Here is a 16,743-nt window from a genome sequence, read left to right on the forward strand (position 1 = left end):
ATACTCGAAGGCATGGCCGAACTCGTCATCCGCCGCGGGCTCGAAGAGCCCGACACTTCCGGCACCTTCGTCCCCCACAAGCCGCAGCGGCCCGAGAAATCGGATGGCGGGCGGCCGTTCAAGGTCGTTTCCGACTACCAGCCGGCGGGCGACCAGCCGACCGCCATTGCCGATCTTGTGGAGTCCGCGCTCGGCGGCGAGAAGACGCAAGTGCTGCTCGGCGTCACCGGTTCGGGCAAGACCTTTACCATGGCCAAGGTGATCGAGGAACTGCAGCGCCCGGCGCTGATCCTTGCCCCCAACAAGATCCTTGCCGCACAGCTCTACGGCGAAATGAAGAGCTTCTTTCCCGAGAACGCGGTCGAGTATTTCGTCTCGTACTACGACTACTACCAGCCCGAAGCCTACGTCCCCCGCTCGGACACCTATATCGAGAAGGAATCGTCGACCAACGAGGCGATCGACCGGATGCGCCACTCGGCGACCCGCGCGTTGCTCGAACGCGACGACGTGATCATCGTCGCCTCGGTCTCGTGCATCTACGGCATCGGCTCGGTCGAAACCTATTCGGCAATGATCTTCGACCTGAAAGTCGGCACCAGCGTCGACCAGGGCGAGATCATCCGCAAGCTCGTCGCGCTGCAGTACAAGCGCAACGACGCCGCCTTCCAGCGCGGCACGTTCCGCGTGCGCGGCGACAATCTGGAAATCTTCCCCTCGCACTACGACGACACCGCCTGGCGCGTGAGCTTCTTCGGTGACGAGATCGAGAGCATCGTCGAATTCGATCCGCTGACCGGCAAGGCGGGCACGAAGCTGGAAAACGTGCGCGTCTACGCCAATTCGCACTACGTCACCCCCGGCCCGACGATGAAGCAGGCGGCAGAGGCGATCCGCTTCGAACTGACCGAACGGTTGAAGGAGCTGACCGAGGAAGGGCGCCTGCTCGAAGCCCAGCGGCTGGAACAGCGCACCAACTTCGACCTCGAGATGATCGCCGCCACCGGATCGTGCGCGGGGATCGAAAACTACAGCCGCTTCCTCACCGGCCGCCTGCCCGGCGAACCGCCGCCGACGCTGTTCGAATACCTGCCCGACAACTGCCTGCTGTTTATCGACGAAAGCCACCAGACCGTGCCGCAGGTCGGGGCGATGGCGCGCGGCGACCACCGGCGCAAGCTGACGCTGGCCGAATACGGCTTCCGCCTGCCCAGCTGCATCGACAACCGCCCGCTGCGCTTCAACGAATGGGACGCGATGCGCCCGCAGACCATCGCAGTTTCAGCAACCCCCGCGCAGTGGGAGATGGAGCAGGCGGGCGGCGTGTTCGCCGAACAGGTGATCCGCCCCACCGGCCTGATCGACCCGCCTGTGCTGATCCGCCCGGTCGAGGACCAGGTGCAGGACTGCATCAACGAGTGCCGCGAAACCGCGGCCAAGGGCTACCGCACGCTCGTCACCACGCTGACCAAGCGCATGGCCGAGGACCTGACCGAGTTCATGCACGAAGCGGGGCTGAAGGTCCGCTACATGCATTCGGACGTCGAGACATTGGAGCGCATCGAGCTGATCCGCGACTTGCGCCTTGGCGTCTATGACGTGCTGGTCGGCATCAACCTGCTGCGCGAAGGGCTCGACATTCCCGAATGCGGCCTCGTCTGCATCCTCGACGCCGACAAGGAAGGCTTCCTGCGCAGCGAAACCTCGCTGATCCAGACCATCGGCCGTGCCGCGCGCAACGTCGACGGGCGCGTGATCCTCTATGCCGACCGCATGACCGGCAGCATGGAGCGCGCCATCGCCGAAACCGACCGCCGCCGCGCCAAGCAGCAGGAATACAACGAACTCCACGGCATCACGCCGCAGACCATCAAGCGCAACATCCACGACATCGTCGCCGACACCGCCAGCCGCGACGGTGTGCTGGTCGACATCGACGCGGAAGGCAGCAACAACCTCGTCGGCCACAACCTTCGCGCCTACATCGAGGAACTGGAACGCAAGATGCGCGCCGCCGCCGCCGACCTCGAATTCGAGGAAGCCGGCCGCCTGCGCGACGAGATCCGCAAGCTCGAAGCAACGGAGCTGGGCCTGCCAGAGGACGAGCGCAAGGCGCCGATCGTCGGCCGCAGCAACGAAGGCAAGCCGGGGACCAGGAAGACGCGGTTCGGGAAGAGCCAGAAGACCAAGTGGGGGCGGTGAGGCTGCAAAGGTGTAATGTTCGCTTTTCGCCAAAATGGTCGAAAGTAAGGTCTTACTTTCAAATCAAGGCTAGCTAGGCCCTCCTCCGAAGGAGTTGGACCTTGCCCAGATCTGTTGACTCCAAAGGGAGTGTCTCCTATACAGGACAGGCCTTTCAGCTGTCGGAAACACCCGACTTCTCCGATTGGTTCGGCTCCTTGCGGGACCGGCGTGCCCGAGCAAAGATCGTGGTTCGCCTCGAACGTCTGGCCGACGGTAATCTCGGCGACTGCAAGTCCGTCAAGGGCGGCGTTCACGAGCTTCGCGTCGACTACGGGCCGGGTTACCGGGTCTATTTCTTCCAGCGGGGCAAGGAGCTTGTCATTCTCCTGTGTGGAGGCGACAAGCGCACGCAGCACGCCGACATTGCCCAGGCAAAACGGCTGAAGGAAGAGATCGAGCGCACTGATGGAGCTTCGCCCATTTGACCCGGCCAACTACCTCGAAACCGAGGAGGACGTGCTCTATTATCTCGAAGCGGCGATGGAAGGGAATGACCCCCGCCATATTGCGGCCGCGCTCGGCAACATCGCCCGGTCGAAGGGCATGACCGAAATGTCGCGCAAGACCGGTCTTGGACGGCAGGCGCTTTACAAGGCGCTGTCCGAAGACGGCAATCCCACGCTTGAAACGCTGACCGCCGTGCTCGATGCGCTTGGTCTTGAACTCACTGTACAGAAGCGTCCTGCAGCCGCCTGACCGCCCATGAAAATCGCATATCCCATCGCCCTCGCCGCGCTTGCCCTCGCCGGCTGCTCCAGGTCTTCAGCCCTGCCCGCGCCCGACAACGCGCCGGTCGATGCCGTGCGCCTTGCCATGCCGCAGAGCGACGGCGCCGGATTTTCCGCGATCGATCCCAAGGCCAAGGGTAGCTGGATCGCTGCGCCCGACGGCGCTTCGGCAACGTACGGCTATGCCGGGCAGCCGCCCTTGCTGACCGTCGCCTGCCGGTCGGGCCTGCTGATGGTCACGCGCCATTCGCCCGCCGAAGTCGGGGCGCAGGCGCTGTTTGCGTTGCAGGGCGGCGGGCGCATCCTGCGGCTTCCGGTCGATGCGACCGCCGTCCCCGGTCAGCGCGGCTATATCTGGCAGGGCTCGCTTGCCCCCGGCGATCCGGGCGCGGCCGTGTTTCAGAGCGCCTTCAACGGCACCCTGCCCGGCGGCGGGATGATCAAGGTCACCGCGGGTGAACCGATGCGCGAGGTGCTACGCCGGTGCAAGGCCAACCCGGCTGCCGCCGCGCCGGTCACGCCCCTTGGCGGGACCGACGCACCGGCTTCCGAATAAGTCAGAGCTTGCCGAACTTCGCTTCGTAGGCGCCAGTATCGCCGCCTGCGAGCAGCGTCGCCTGTTCGATCCAGGCATCGCGCTTGGGGCGGCCGGCGAACGCCCCCAGTTGCGCGTCGATCGCGGCCAGGTCCGCCTCGCTCCACGCGGCGATCTGGGCAAAGCGGGTGACGCCCAGTTCCTTCAATCGCGCGTTGAGCTTGGGGCCCACGCCCTTGATCCGGGTAAGGTCATCGGCGCTGCCCGCCTCCACGGGTGCGGCGGCAGGTCCAGCAGCGACCACCGCGGCGGCTTCCACTTCCTCTTGCGCTTCGTGCGCCACCACTTCGGCGACGCCTGCCATGATCCCGGTGGCAGGTGCCGGAACGATCGGGGGCACGACCGGGGGCACGATCGGCGGGATGGCGGCGGCTGGGGGCGCATCGATCAGGGCGTCGTTGCGCTGCGCGGGGCCTGCGCCTTCGGACAGCACGTCGCGATATTCGCGTCTGGCGGGCGCCGGCTTCTTGCGTCCCCACAACAGCCAGGCCACCAGCAGCACCAGCACGACCAGTGCGGTCACGGCAATCCAGTTGGCTTCGATCATCTGCAGCATGCCAGCACGCCCTTTGATTAAACTTGAAAGCGCGCCTTAGCCCACGCGCTGCTTGCGGAACAACAGCCGGTCTTCCGGGCCGAACCCGAAGCGCCAGATGACGAAGCCATAGACGCCCAGGATCGCCGGGATGCCGACCGAAAGTTCGAGCCATTCGGGCAGCAGCTTGGCGGCGAACCCGACCAGCGCGGCAGGCGCTGCCGCCCAGATCAGCGGCCAGCGCAAATTGGTGATCCGCGCGCCGAGAATGCGGCCGAGCAGCTTCGACTTGATCAGCGACGACAGCGCGAGCCCGACCGCAAGCGCGAAAGCCGCAGCCTCTGCCTGCTGCAGCGGATTGGCGTGGGCACGGCGGGCCAGCAGCATAAGCGCAACCGTCAGCACGCCCTGCGTCGCGATCGCGCCGATGCTGATCCACAGGTTGCGCATGCGCGCCATGTAGATCAGCGCCGCTTCGCTCACCACGGCAGGCGCGGCGACCACTTCGGCGGTCAGCAGCAGCGCCAGCGCGCCGGTGCCGGCAACGAAGTTGGGGCCGACCAGCCCCATCACGCCCCGGCCCGGAATGCCCAGCGCCAGCGCGATTCCCGCCTGCGCCGCGGTGATCCAGAAGCCCACCTGACACACCTGCTGCGCGATCGCGGCGTAGTTGCCTTCCTTCAGGTTGCGCGTGATCACCGGCCCCAGGATCGGCTCGAAACTGGTCTTGAGCTTCTGCGGCAGCGTCGCAACCTGCTGCGCGGCGTAGTAGATCCCGACCGCCGCCGGAGAGGTGAAGAAGCCGAGCAGCGCGATGTCGAGCTTGCGCGTGCCCCATTCGATCATGTCCGCCCCGGCAAGCGGCGCTGAGGTCAAGGCCAGCCGCGCCAGCCGCGTCGGGCTGGGCGACCAGCGCTGCGGCGCGCCGTAGCTGCGCACCAATGGCACGCAGGCGACGATCAGCGCGGCCACCTTGGAGATGATGTAGGCAAGCGCCAGCCCGGCCTGCGGCAGCACGAACAGGAAGCCGACCGCCGCCAGCGTCTGCGCCCAGGGTTCGACCAGCGAACGCGCCCGCACGGTGGCGCCCACGTTGTAGCGATAGGCGAGCGCCGCCAGCGCCACGTCGGTCAGCGTGTTGGCGATCAGCGCAAACGGCAGCAGGCGGTCAAACGCGTTGAATTCGCCGCTGGGGAACATCGGCGCAGGGACCGCATAGAGCAGCACGGCGGCGAGCAGGGAGACGACCAGCGACAGCGTCATCGCATCGGCCACGCTGTGCGCGGCATCGCGCGTATCGTTGGCCAGCCGCTGGGCAAGGCCGCGCCGCTGGCCAAGGCTGCAGACCTGGCTCACCAGTTCGACGATGACGAGAGCCGAGGCATAGCGCCCCAGCGCTTCTACCCCATAGAACCGGCCGGCGATGAACAGGAACGGCGCGGTGCCGCCCAGCCGCAGCACGAAGCCGAGGAAGTTCGTCCGCCCGCCCTTGGCGAGCGCGGCGATGTCCTGCTGCTCGGGGCTGCGCGAAGGCAAGGCGGCGGCGTCAGCCAAGCAGCGCTTCCGCCCTGAGCGGCCGTGCCAGCAGTTGCGCGACGACCTGATGCGCAGGGGCCTTGCCTTCGAGCAGCAGCGTTACCGCCTCGACGATCGGCATCGATACGCCGCGCGCCCGTGCGATCTCGGCCAGCACCGGCGCGGTGAAGGCGCCTTCGGCCACCGTCGCCCGGTCGGCCAGGATGGCGGCCGCGCTCGCCCCTTCGCCCAGCGCCTTGCCCAGCGAAAAGTTGCGGCTGGACGTGGAGGAACAGGTCAGCACAAGGTCTCCCAACCCCGAAAGACCCGAAAGCGTTTCCGCTTGCGCCCCCATGGCAAGACCGAAGCGCTGCATTTCGGCAAAGCCCCGGCTGATCAGCGCGGCGCGGGCGTTCTGGCCGAGCCGCAGGCCTTCGACCACGCCGCAGGCGATCGCGAGCACGTTCTTGACCGCGCCGCCGATCTCGGCCCCGGCAACGTCGTCGGAGTAGTAGGGGCGGAAAGTTGGCCGCGCGATTGCCGCCGAAAGCCTGCGCCATTGCGCTTCGCCGCCGGCGCAGGCGAGCGTTACCGCGGTCGGAAGCCCCGCCGCGACTTCGTGCGCGAACGTCGGACCGGACAGCACGGCAAGGCTGGCGCAGGGGGCCGCATCGCGCGCCACGTCGGCCATCAGCCGCCCGGTGCCCGCCTCGATGCCTTTCGAGCAAAGCACCAGATCGCCATCGCCGCGATGACCGATACCCGAAAGCACCGCGCCAAGGTGCTGCGCCGGCGTAACCATCAGCAGCACCGGCACTTGGGCCAGGTCGGCCAGGTTGCCCGTGGCGCGAATGGTCGGGTGAAGTTCGGCCGATGGCAGGAACAGGCCGTTGCGCCGCTCTTCGTTGATCTGCGCCACCAGTTCGCTCTCGCGTACCCAGAGCAGCACCTCGCGCCCGTCGCTGGCGAGCATCTGCGCCAGCGCGGTGCCCCAGGCACCCGCACCGACAACGCCCACCGTGGCGAAATTGCCCTCGCTCATCCCTTCACCCCTGCGCCGCGTACTGGCGCGGCATTGGCATCGAGCGGCCAGCGCGGGCGCGCCGCCACGTCGAGCGCGTCGCTATAACCCATCGCTAAGCGTTCCGCCCCCGCCCAGCCGATCATCGCCGCATTATCTGTGCACAGCTTTGGCGGCGGCGCGATTAGCGGCAGGCCCGCGCCCGACGCCAGCTCCTCCAGCGCCCCGCGCAGCGCGGCATTGGCGGCAACCCCGCCCGCCACTACCAGCGCGGTCACCGGCCCGCAGGCGCCAAGCGCGATCCGCGTCCGGTCGATCACGCAATCGAGCGCGGCCTGCTGGAACGAGGCGGCGATATCGGCATTGCGATGCGTGCCCGCCTGCTTGGCGCGCATCACCGCGCTCTTGAGCCCTGCGAACGAGAAGTGCGGTTCGCCGCTGCCCACCAGCGGGCGCGGCAATGGCACGGCCTTGGCATCGCCCTCGCGCGCCAGCCGTTCGACCGCCGGGCCACCGGGATAGCCGAGGCCCAGGATCTTGGCAGTCTTGTCGAACGCTTCGCCCAGCGCATCGTCGATCGTGGTGGCGAGCCGGCGATAATCGCCAAGACCGCGCACTTCCAGGATCTGGCAATGCCCGCCCGAGACCAGCAGCAGCAGGTAGGGATAGGCGAGCGAAGGTTCGGCAAGGCGCGGCGAAAGCGCGTGCCCTTCCAGATGGTTGATCGCGATCAGCGGCTTGTCGGCTGCCATCGCCAGCGCCTTGCCGGTGACGAGGCCGACCATCACCCCGCCGATCAGGCCGGGGCCTGCCGTCGCGGCGATCGCGTCCATGTCGTCAAGCGTCAGCCCGGCATCGGCCAGCACCTGCCCGATCATCGGGCCCAGCACCTCGACATGCGCGCGGGCCGCGATTTCGGGCACCACGCCGCCATAGGGGCGGTGCATTTCGTCCTGCGAGGCGATCCGCTGCGCGACGATGCGCGCGGCGAGCGTTTCGCCGTTGCTGTCGATCACCGCGGCGGCGGTTTCGTCGCAGGAGGATTCGATGCCGAGGATCAGTGCCATGGGAGCGCTTCCCCTTAGAGATAATCGGCGTTACGGCAACCGGGCATGAACGCCCCGAACTTGCATACCGCTGCGCCGGGCCCAGCGCCCGCCCCCGCGCCGGACCGTCCGCTCAGGCTCGGCACCCGCCGCTCGCCACTCGCCATGGCGCAGGCCGAGGAAGCGCGCGACCGGCTCTGCTCCGCGCACGGCTGGGACCAGTCGCTGGTCGAGCTGGTGCCCGTGACCGCCAGCGGCGACAAGGTGCAGGACCGCCCGCTCGCCGAAGTCGGCGGCAAGGCGCTGTGGACCAAGGAGCTCGACGCCTGGCTGCATTCGGGCGAGATCGACTTCGCGGTCCATTCGATGAAGGACGTCGAAACGATCCGGCCCGACACGCTGACCATCGCCGCCGTTCTGCCGCGCGCCGACGTGCGCGACGTGCTGGTCGGCGCGGCGACCGTTGCAGCGATCCCGCCCGGTGCGCGCGTCGGCACCAGCGCCCCGCGCCGCGCCGCGCAGATGCTCCACGCCCGGCCGGATCTTTCGGTCATCTCGTTCCGCGGCAATGTGGCCACGCGCCTTGCCAAGCTGCAGGCGGGCGAAGCCGACGTCACCCTGCTCGCCGCCGCGGGCCTCCAGCGCCTTGGTGAGACCGGCGTCGGCCATCCGCTCGGCGAGGACGAATGGCTGCCCGCCCCGGCGCAGGGGGCGATCGGCATCGAATGCCTGACCGAACGCACCGACGTGCGCCAATGGCTCGCCGCGATCGACCATGCGCCCAGCCACGCCGCGATCCGCGCCGAGCGCGCGCTGCTGCTGGCGCTCGGCGGCAATTGCCACAGCCCGATCGCGGTGTTGAGCCGGATCGAGGGAGACACGCTCAGCCTGCGTGCCGCGCTCTACAGCCCTGACGGAGCCGAGCGCGTCGAAGCGAGCGCCCGCTTTGCGCCCGACGATGCCGCAGCCCCCGCGGCGCTTGCCGAGGTACTGCTGGCACAGGCGCCCGAGGCGATCACCGTCCACTTCTCCGGCCCGGCCAAGGACTGAACCGCCCGATGCGCCCGCTGGTCGTGCTGCGGCCCGAACCGGGCAACACCGCGACGGCCGAGGCGGCGCGCGCGCTGGGGCTGATCGTCCACGCGCATCCGCTGTTCGCGATGGCGCCGGTGCCATGGGGGGTTCCGCCTGCATCCGAATTCGACGCCATCCTCGCCGGCAGTGCCGCGCTATTCCGGCTGGGCGGCGCCGGGCTCGATGCGCTGCGCAGCCTTCCGGTCCATGCCGTGGGGGAGACGACCGCTGCGGTGGCGCAAGGATCGGGTTTCGCGATCGCGGGCACCGGCGAAGGCGGGATGGAGCCGCTCGTCGCGCAGCTTCCACCGGGCCGCTACCTGCGCCTTGCCGGCGAACGCCACGTGCCGCTGATGCCGCCGCCGGGGGTAGAGGTCGACACCCGCGTGGTCTACGCCGCGCGCGGCCTGCCGCTGCCGCCTGCGCTGGCCGCCACGCTGGCGGAAGGCGCGGTCGTGGCGCTCCATTCGGGCGAAGCCGCGGGCCACTTTGCCGCCGAATGTGTGCGGCTGAAACTATCGCGCGAACGGGTTTCGCTCGCCTGCCTGGCGCCCCGAATCGGAACAAAGGCGGGCGAAGGCTGGCAAAGCGTTGAAATCGCTGGCTCCAGAACCGATCAGGCCTTGCTGGCGCTCGCCGCACAAATGTGCCAGACAGTGTGACCCTAGGGCCACCAACAAGAAAAAAGGCGCATGCAGGACACGACTTATCCCGAACCGGGCCCGTCCCGGGCGGCAAGCCGGGGACGCGGCAACCGCGCAGTGGTGGCCGTTCTGGTGTTGATCATGGTGCTGGGCGTGCTCGCCGCAGCAACCTGGCTCGGCTGGCGTGAAGGCTGGCTCCACCTCTCGCTCGATGGCAAGCCCGCCGCCACGGCCAGCGCGGTGCCGGCCCAGAACACTCAGCTGATCGCCGACCGCGTCGCCACCGAAGCCGCGCTGGCCGGTGCCGCTGCCAAGGTTTCGGCGCTGGAACAGCGCCTCGCGGAATTGAACCAGCAAGCCATCGCCGCTTCGGGCCAGGCCACCCATGCCGAAGCGCTGCTGCTCGCGGTCGCCGCCCGTCGCGCGGTCGAACGCGGCGCGCCGCTCGGCTATCTCGAAAACCAGCTGCGCCTGCGCTTCGGCCAAAGCCAGCCCGGCGCGGTCGACCGCCTGCTGATGGCCAGCCAGAAGCCCGTCACGCTCACCTCGCTCGATGAAGAATTCGAACGCATCGCCCCGCGCCTTGCCGGTGGCCGTCAGGACGAAGGCAACTGGGACTGGCTCAAGCGCCAGATCGGCTCGCTCGTCGTCATCCGCCACGACGATTCGCCCTCGCCCACGCCCGAGAGCCGGATCGAGCGGGCACGCTATGCCATTGCCGGCGGCCGCATCGACGCTGCCATCGCCGAAGTCGAACGCATGCCCGGCCGCGATGTCGCGGTCGACTGGCTGTCGCACGCCCGCGATTGGGTCATGACCCAGCGCGCGCTCGATCAGCTCGAAACCTCGGCGCTTACCCTGCCCGATCCGGTGCAGGTGGCAACGCCCGCCGCGACCGCCATGCCGGCCCCGACGCCGGTTCCAAGCGCGTCAGCCAGAGAGGCGGCGACGCCCGCACCAGCCCCGCAGGCCAGCACCGCGCCTTAAAACACCCGGCGTCAGGCCTGCAGCAGCGCGGGCAGCTTCCCGCTCATCCCCCGCGCCTCGTCCATGAAGAAGCGCTTGAGCGTGGGGCTGCGCTGCACGCCGGCCATGCCGAAGCGGCGGATCGCCGAAGGAATCCGCCCCGGCAGGCCGAACAGCCGCGTCAGCACGTCGGTGGCGCCTGCCACCATGAACGTATCGAGCGCGCGCCAGCGTTCGTAGCGCGCCAGCAGCTGCGCATCGCCGGGCTCCAGCCCCAGCCGCGCGCCTTCGGCCAGCACCTCGACCAGCGCCGCCACGTCGCGAAGGCCCACGTTGAGCCCCTGCCCCGCGATCGGGTGCATCCCGTGCGCGGCATCGCCAACCAGCGCCAGCCGGTCGGACACGACCTTGGCAGTGTGGTGGAAATTGAGCGGATAGGACGTGCGCGGGCTGGCCAGCTCGATCTTGCCGAAGATTCCGTCCATCTGCCGCGCGACTTCGGACAGGAACGCGCCCTCGGGCAGGGCGAGCACGCCGGCCGCATCCTTTTCCGCCACCGTCCAGACCAGGGCCGAACGATGACGCCCGTCCTCATCGAGCAGCGGCAGCAGCGCGAACGGCCCCGCCGGATAGAAGATTTCCCACGCGACATTGTCGTGCGGCTTTTCGTGCCACAGCCCGCTGATGATCGCGCGATGGCCATAGTCCCAGCGCGCCGGGGTGAAGCCCGCCTCGTCGCGGGTGGGCGATTGCCGGCCTTCGGCGCCGACCAGCAGGCTGCCGGCCAGCACCCGCCCGTCGTTCAGCGTCACCGTCACCCCGTGAGGCCCCCGCTCCCGGCTGGCGACACGGGCGTTGGTGATGAAGGTGATTGCCTCTTCACGCGCAGCGGCGGCGTACATCGCGATGCGCAAGTCGCGATTGGCGTACATCCGCCCCAGCGAGCCTTCGTCGGCGTTGGGGCGGAAATCGATCCGCCCCGGCTTCATCGCGTCGGTCACCGCGATCGCGTCGATCGGGCAGCCCTTGTCGACCAGATCGCCCGCCATGCCGAGATTGACGTAGAGGTTCCAGCTCGCGGTCGAGATCGCCGAGGCGCGGCCGTCAAACCCTTGCGCCGTCTGCGCCGCCGGGTCCGAACTGTCGACCACAACGCTGGTCAGCCCCTGCTTGGCAAGCCCGATCGCCAGCGTCATGCCGACGAGGCCACCGCCAAGGATGACCACGTCTGCCCGTGCATTGGGTTCGCGGGCCGAAACTTCGCCGTTAACGTCGCTCAATTGGTTGCTCCACACGTGGTGCCGGGGCCGGCATCGAGATCGAGGCATCGTCCATCGAAAGTGCCCGCCGGTTCCTTGAGCGCGATCAATGCGGCAAGGCTGGGGGCGATGTCCACCGTCTCTACCGCGCTCGGCTGTTCGAACGGGGTCATCCCGGCGCGCCAGAACAGGATCGGCACGCGGCGGTCATAGTCCCAGGCCGAGCCGTGCGTCGCCACGATGCCCGGCATCGGGCGCACGATCGGCACCACCCCGCGCTTCAGGATCACCACCAGATCGCCCGAACGCGGCGCATAGAAAGAGGCGCGCGCGCGGTCGAGCAGGCTCCAGGTATCGGGCGTGCCGGTGGGCATCGGCGCCGCGGCAAGCTCGCTCGCGGTGAACACCGCCTGCACCTGCGGCTGCGACAGGAACACCGCCTTGGCCGCATCGATCACCTTTGTCTTCTGATCGGCCGGCACCGCCTTGTTGATCCAGAAGTCGCCGAACGCGCCATCGCCCAGGATCAGGTCCTTGGGCTCCATCCCGAGCTTCGCGCCGACAACGGCTGAAACCTGATCGGGCAGCAGCGCGGGCGCGGCGCGCTCGGCGCTCGGCAGCGCCTGTTCGCGCAGGCGTTCGGGAAGGTCGAACCCGCCATGGTCGGCGGTCAGCACCACGGCATAATCGATGTGGCGGTCATCCAGCGCCTTGAAGAAATCGCCCAGCGCCAGGTCGAGCTGCTGCATCTGGATGCACATTTCGGCGCCTTCGGTGCCCGTGGCATGGCCGACATAGTCGGTGGCCGAAAGGCTCACCGCCAGCATGTCGGGCGTCGGCCCCTTGCCCAGCTTCATGCTGTCGACCAGTTCGGTCGCCAGGTCGAGCGTCGCGCGGTCGAGCCGGGGCGAGGCGCGGAAGGCGTTGGCATCGTTCGGCGCCAGCGCGAAATGGCCGGTGCCCACGGTAAAGCCGCTCGCCGTCGGTGCAGGCGCGGCCGTGGCGAGCGAGTTGGCAATGCCGATCCCGCCGCTGGCCGGCGCGCCGCCGCCCAGCGCGATCGCGCGGTCGTGCGGGCCGCACCATGCGGGCATGGTCATCGCCGGTGCACCCTGCGCCAGCACGCTTTCAAGGCTCTTGTTCTCGGCCACGGCCTCGGGCCCCAGCGTGCGGCCATCGAGCGTGGTGAAGCCCTTGCCCTTCCACCAATAGACCTGGTCGATCACATGCCCGCCCATCATCAGCGCGGCGCGGTCCTTGCCCGAAACGGCTACGTTGCGGCTTGTCGGCCACTGGCGCTTGATCATCTCGCCCAGCGTCGGCACCAGCAGATGATCGACCGAGGCGACATAGTCCTTCGGGTCCGCCGCCTGCTTGGTTTCATCCTCGGCGCAGTAGATCGCCTTCTTCGGTCGCGCCGCCGACTGGTCGATCCAGGTGTTGGCGATGATCCCGGTGTGCGCTGGCCGCATGCCGGTCAGGATCGTCGAATGGCCGGGGCAAGTCTCGGTCGCGGCGTGGCTCTGGTAGCCCGCAGGGAACACCATGCCGCCTGCCAGACGCCCCAGCCCCGCCACGAAGTGGCTGCGATACTGTGCGAACAGATCGGCAGAGAATTGGTCCACCGAAATCGCCACCAGCAGGCGCGGCGCGCCCTTAACCGGCCCCGCTGGCTGCACCTGCGGGCGCGGCTGGCTGGTGCCGGGACCGGCCTTGGCCGGCGCGGCAGGCTTGGCGTTTGCAGCCATCGGCAGCATCGCGGCGGCGAGGAGAAGCAGGGCTTTGGAGCGGATCAGGGGGCGGATCATCTGGGACGTGTTCCTATGGGTCATGCACTATGGGCTGCACTGGACTCAGGTACAATGCGCCCTTAAGCGCGGGGTTTGGCCCCGCCAGCCCAATGGCGCAAGGGGCCGCGCCAGCCGGAAGGGCCAGATCGTCCATGCGCGCCAGCACTTTAGCCGCGAATGTGACCGCACGGTTGCTTGCGGTCGTTCTTTCGCTCGTTGCAGCGCTCAGCCTGCCCGCTTCGGCGCGGGCGAACCACATCGCCGCCTCGCTCGTTGCCGAAAAGCCGGGCGCGCCGGGGGGCGAGGTCATGCTGGCGATCGCCATGCAGCCCGAACAGGGCTGGCATGGCTACTGGGTCAACCCGGGCGATGCCGGCCTCGGCCTCACGCTCGACTGGACCCTGCCCAAGGGCGCCAAGGCGGGCGACCTGCAATATCCCGTGCCGCAGACGCTGCTGGTGCAGGGGCTGATGAATCACGTCTACGAACACGCCTATGCCGTGATCGTGCCGCTGACCCTGCCGGCGGACGCAAAGCCGGGCACCACCCTGCCGATCAGCGCCAAGGCGCAATGGCTCGCCTGCACCGAAGCAATCTGCGTACCCGAACAGGCCACGCTGCAAGGCACCGTTGTGGTCGGCGGAGGCGCTTCCGATCCGCGCTTTTCGGCCTGGCGCGCCGCCCTGCCCGCCCCGCTCGATCGCGCCGGCACTTTCGCCAGCACGGCCAAGGGGATCAGCCTCGCCATCCCCTTCCCTGCCTCGGCCACGCTCGAAAATCCGCACTTCTTCATCGCGGGTGACGGCCTGATCGATTACGCCGCGCCGCAAGCTTTTCGCCGCAAGGGCGACCTGCTGATCGTCGACATGGCCCGCGCCAAGGTGCCGAGCGCCGAACAGCCGACGCTGGTTTCTGGCGTGCTCTCGCTGGGCCAGGCACGCGGCGGCATCGCGCTCACCGCCAACGCTGGGCCCGTGCCCGATGGCGGCACCCCGCTTGCCGGAAGCGCCGCGCCCGCCTTCTCCGCCGCCGCGCTGATCGCCGCCATTCTCGGCGCGCTCGCCGGCGGGCTGATCCTCAACGTGATGCCCTGCGTGTTCCCGATCCTCAGCCTCAAGGCGCTGGCGCTGGCACGCGGCAATTCCGCCCACGCCCGCAGCGAAGGCCTCGCCTATACCGCCGGCGTCGTCCTCGCCTGCCTCGCGCTTGGCGCGGCGATGCTCGCCCTGCGCGCGGCGGGCGAACAGGTCGGCTGGGCTTTCCAGCTGCAAGACCCGCGCGTCGTCGCCGTGCTGCTGCTTCTCGCAGCGGCGATCACCGCCAACTTCGCCGGCCTCTTCGAACTGCCCGGCCTCTCGGTCGAGCGCGGCTCGGGCCCGATGGGCGCGTTCGGCACCGGGCTGCTTGCGGCCTTCGTCGCGACGCCGTGCACCGGGCCGTTCATGGCCGCGGCGATGGGCGCGGCGCTGCTGCTGCCGACGTGGGCCGCGCTCGCCGTCTTTGCCGCGCTCGGTCTCGGCCTTGCCTTGCCGTTCCTGGCGCTCGGCTTCATCCCGCCCTTGCGCCGCCTGCTGCCGAGGCCCGGCGGCTGGATGGAAAAGTTCCGCCGCTTCATGGCCGTGCCGATGGGCCTCACCGCGCTGGCCTTGGGCTGGCTCGCCTGGCGCGTCGGAGGGCCGACCTTCCTCGCCGTGCTCGTCGGCACCGCCGTGCTGCTGCTCGGCGCGCTCGCCGCCGTGGGCGTCACGCAGCGCAAGGGCAAGCCCGTTGCCCTGTTGTTCGCCATCGCCGCCGTGATCGCGATCGGCGGCGTCGTGGGCCTGCCGCCCGCCAAGCCCGCCGCCGCGCAAGAGAGCAGCCTGCTCGCCGCCCAGCCCTTCAGCGAGGAAGCGCTCGCCAAGGCGCGCGCTTCGGGCAAGCCGGTCTTCGTCTACTTCACCGCCGACTGGTGCCTGTCGTGCAAGGTCAACGAAAGCACCTCGATCGAGCGCGAGACCACCCGCGACGCCTTTGCCAAGGCGGGCGTCGTCGTCCTCGTCGGCGACTGGACCCGCCGCGACGAAGCGATCACCCGCTTCCTCACCGCGCAAGGCGTCGCCGGCGTGCCGCTCTATCTGTGGTATCCGGCCAAGGGCGAGCCGCAGAAACTGCCGCAAGTGCTGACGCCGGAAACCCTGCCGGGTCTGGCGGCGGGGAAGTAACGGATCAGGAAAGGCAGTCCTTCGACAAGCTCAGGACAGGCGGGATGAGGACAAAACCTCCTCCAATCCCGTCCGCCCTGAGCCTGTCGAAGGGCTGTTCTTCTTCTCTCCGGCTTACAGGCTCTGCCCGTCGTCCACCGTGATGTGCGAACCGGTCACGTATTCCGACGCGTCCGAGGCGAAGAACAGCATCGGATCGTCGAGCGCGCTGATGTCGGTCAGGCGGCGGCGCGGCCAGCTGGCGATCTGCTTGGCGCCGCCTTCGCTGTCGAACCATTCGCCGTCGATCTCGGTACGGATGTAGCCCGGCTGCACGGTGTTGACGTTGATGCCGAGGCGCGCCCATTCGCGGGCGAACTGGCGGCCGAGGTGGACCACGCCGGCCTTGCTCGCGGCATAGGCGGCATCGCCCTGGCCGGTCATCTCGGCCGTGATCGATCCGGTCAGGATGATCCGCCCGCGCCGGCTTTCCTTCGATCCCGCCTTGATCATCCGCCGCGCGCCTTCGCGCGCGGTCAGCCAGACGCCGTTGAAGTTGGTGTCGACCACGCGGCGCATCGCGTCCGCCGGAAGATCGACCGAGCGCCCCGCCTCGGCGATGCCGGCGTTGGCGACCACCACGTCGGGCGCGCCGAACGCGGCTTCGGCGGCGTCGAAAGCTGCGATGATCGAGGCTTCGTCGGTCACGTCCATCGACACGGCAAGGCAGCGCCCGCCCGCAGCCTCGATCTCTGACGCAAGGCTGGCGATCCGCTCGGCCCGCCGCGCGCCGATCACCACCGCCGCGCCCGCCGCCGCGAACAGACGCGCAAACCGCGCGCCAAGGCCCGAGGATGCGCCCGTGATCAGCGCGACGCGGCCTTCGAGCGAATAGCGGGGCTTGTCCATCATCTCTCTCCCATCACCGAACGATTAAGCGGGCGCTTAACAGACCTGTGAACAAGGTCGAGTCCGATTTTGAAGAGGCGCGGAGAAAGCAAAGGCGATCCTTCGACAGGCTCGGAATACGCGGCGAATGGGCCAAACCTCTGAACCCCGCTGCCCTGAGCTTGTCGAAGGGCCGCCCTTACTCTTCCCGGCACGGCGCATGGCTCAAGAACAAGAACGGTCCTTCGACAGGCTCAG

Annotated in this window: 15 protein-coding genes; 8 read left to right on the top strand and 7 right to left on the bottom strand. The window is 68.8% G+C overall.

All coding sequences use genetic code 11. From position 1 onward, the window contains the following. The first annotated feature begins 12 nt into the window (after nucleotides 1–12). The 4 genes from uvrB to AACH40_RS11025 all read left to right on the top strand — a co-directional run bounded on the left by uvrB (nucleotide 13) and on the right by AACH40_RS11025 (nucleotide 3,528). Complete coding sequence (gene uvrB / locus AACH40_RS11010; protein ID WP_338642450.1) at nucleotides 13–2,202, top strand: excinuclease ABC subunit UvrB; 2,190 nt, start codon at nucleotides 13–15, stop codon at nucleotides 2,200–2,202. Nucleotides 2,203–2,303: 101 nt separating this feature from the next. After that, nucleotides 2,304–2,669: a type II toxin-antitoxin system RelE/ParE family toxin gene (locus tag AACH40_RS11015; protein ID WP_338642451.1), complete on the top strand. Its 366-nt coding sequence runs from the start codon at nucleotides 2,304–2,306 to the stop codon at nucleotides 2,667–2,669. Beyond that, nucleotides 2,650–2,940 (top strand): addiction module antidote protein, encoded by a 291-nt coding sequence (locus AACH40_RS11020; RefSeq protein ID WP_338642452.1) that lies wholly within the window; start codon nucleotides 2,650–2,652, stop codon nucleotides 2,938–2,940. Before AACH40_RS11015 ends, AACH40_RS11020 begins: the two co-directional genes overlap by 20 nt. Before the next feature lie 6 nt (nucleotides 2,941–2,946). Beyond that, nucleotides 2,947–3,528, top strand: coding sequence for a hypothetical protein (locus tag AACH40_RS11025; RefSeq protein ID WP_338642453.1), 582 nt, complete (start codon nucleotides 2,947–2,949; stop codon nucleotides 3,526–3,528). Nucleotide 3,529: 1 nt separating this feature from the next. Here AACH40_RS11025 and AACH40_RS11030 read toward each other — a convergent pair whose 3' ends face one another. Genes AACH40_RS11030 through tsaD form a run of 4 tightly spaced genes read right to left on the bottom strand, consistent with a single transcriptional unit; the run spans nucleotide 3,530 to nucleotide 7,705 of the window. Next, on the bottom strand, nucleotides 3,530–4,123 hold the full coding sequence (locus AACH40_RS11030) for a hypothetical protein (protein ID WP_338642454.1): 594 nt from the start codon (nucleotides 4,121–4,123) through the stop codon (nucleotides 3,530–3,532). 36 nt (nucleotides 4,124–4,159) lie between these two features. Continuing rightward, complete coding sequence (locus tag AACH40_RS11035) at nucleotides 4,160–5,656, bottom strand: lipopolysaccharide biosynthesis protein (protein ID WP_206069486.1); 1,497 nt, start codon at nucleotides 5,654–5,656, stop codon at nucleotides 4,160–4,162. Next, the gene (locus AACH40_RS11040; protein ID WP_338642455.1) at nucleotides 5,649–6,659 is read right to left on the bottom strand and encodes an NAD(P)H-dependent glycerol-3-phosphate dehydrogenase; all 1,011 of its coding nucleotides are present in this window, start codon (nucleotides 6,657–6,659) and stop codon (nucleotides 5,649–5,651) included. The genes AACH40_RS11035 and AACH40_RS11040 overlap by 8 nt, the downstream gene beginning before the upstream one ends. Then, nucleotides 6,656–7,705, bottom strand: coding sequence for a tRNA (adenosine(37)-N6)-threonylcarbamoyltransferase complex transferase subunit TsaD (tsaD, locus tag AACH40_RS11045; protein WP_338642456.1), 1,050 nt, complete (start codon nucleotides 7,703–7,705; stop codon nucleotides 6,656–6,658). Before tsaD ends, AACH40_RS11040 begins: the two co-directional genes overlap by 4 nt. A gap of 144 nt (nucleotides 7,706–7,849) precedes the next feature. Here tsaD and hemC point away from each other — a divergent pair, with 144 nt between their 5' ends. Genes hemC through AACH40_RS11060 form a run of 3 tightly spaced genes read left to right on the top strand, consistent with a single transcriptional unit; the run spans nucleotide 7,850 to nucleotide 10,389 of the window. After that, nucleotides 7,850–8,734: a hydroxymethylbilane synthase gene (gene hemC / locus AACH40_RS11050; protein WP_338646046.1), complete on the top strand. Its 885-nt coding sequence runs from the start codon at nucleotides 7,850–7,852 to the stop codon at nucleotides 8,732–8,734. A gap of 8 nt (nucleotides 8,735–8,742) precedes the next feature. Continuing rightward, nucleotides 8,743–9,420: a uroporphyrinogen-III synthase gene (locus AACH40_RS11055; RefSeq protein WP_338642457.1), complete on the top strand. Its 678-nt coding sequence runs from the start codon at nucleotides 8,743–8,745 to the stop codon at nucleotides 9,418–9,420. 30 nt (nucleotides 9,421–9,450) lie between these two features. After that, nucleotides 9,451–10,389, top strand: a complete 939-nt coding sequence (locus AACH40_RS11060; RefSeq protein ID WP_338642458.1) for a hypothetical protein — start codon at nucleotides 9,451–9,453, stop codon at nucleotides 10,387–10,389. 11 nt (nucleotides 10,390–10,400) lie between these two features. On the opposite strand, the gene AACH40_RS11065 is transcribed toward AACH40_RS11060, so the two are convergent. Together AACH40_RS11065 and AACH40_RS11070 are read right to left on the bottom strand one after the other, a co-directional pair. Further along, complete coding sequence (locus tag AACH40_RS11065; protein ID WP_422394847.1) at nucleotides 10,401–11,648, bottom strand: FAD-dependent monooxygenase; 1,248 nt, start codon at nucleotides 11,646–11,648, stop codon at nucleotides 10,401–10,403. Next, complete coding sequence (locus AACH40_RS11070; RefSeq protein ID WP_338642459.1) at nucleotides 11,645–13,435, bottom strand: alkaline phosphatase family protein; 1,791 nt, start codon at nucleotides 13,433–13,435, stop codon at nucleotides 11,645–11,647. The genes AACH40_RS11065 and AACH40_RS11070 overlap by 4 nt, the downstream gene beginning before the upstream one ends. Nucleotides 13,436–13,569: 134 nt before the next feature. On the opposite strand from AACH40_RS11070, the gene AACH40_RS11075 reads away from it, so the two are divergent. After that, nucleotides 13,570–15,618 carry a protein-disulfide reductase DsbD family protein gene (locus AACH40_RS11075; protein WP_338642460.1) on the top strand — a complete coding sequence of 683 codons (2,049 nt, stop codon included), beginning with the start codon at nucleotides 13,570–13,572 and terminating at the stop codon, nucleotides 15,616–15,618. Between the two features lie 114 nt (nucleotides 15,619–15,732). Here AACH40_RS11075 and AACH40_RS11080 read toward each other — a convergent pair whose 3' ends face one another. Continuing rightward, the gene (locus AACH40_RS11080; protein ID WP_338642461.1) at nucleotides 15,733–16,509 is read right to left on the bottom strand and encodes an SDR family NAD(P)-dependent oxidoreductase; all 777 of its coding nucleotides are present in this window, start codon (nucleotides 16,507–16,509) and stop codon (nucleotides 15,733–15,735) included. Nucleotides 16,510–16,743: the final 234 nt, after the last annotated feature.

The sequence above is a fragment of the Novosphingobium olei genome (assembly GCF_037076535.1).
GTDB lineage: Bacteria > Pseudomonadota > Alphaproteobacteria > Sphingomonadales > Sphingomonadaceae > Novosphingobium > Novosphingobium olei.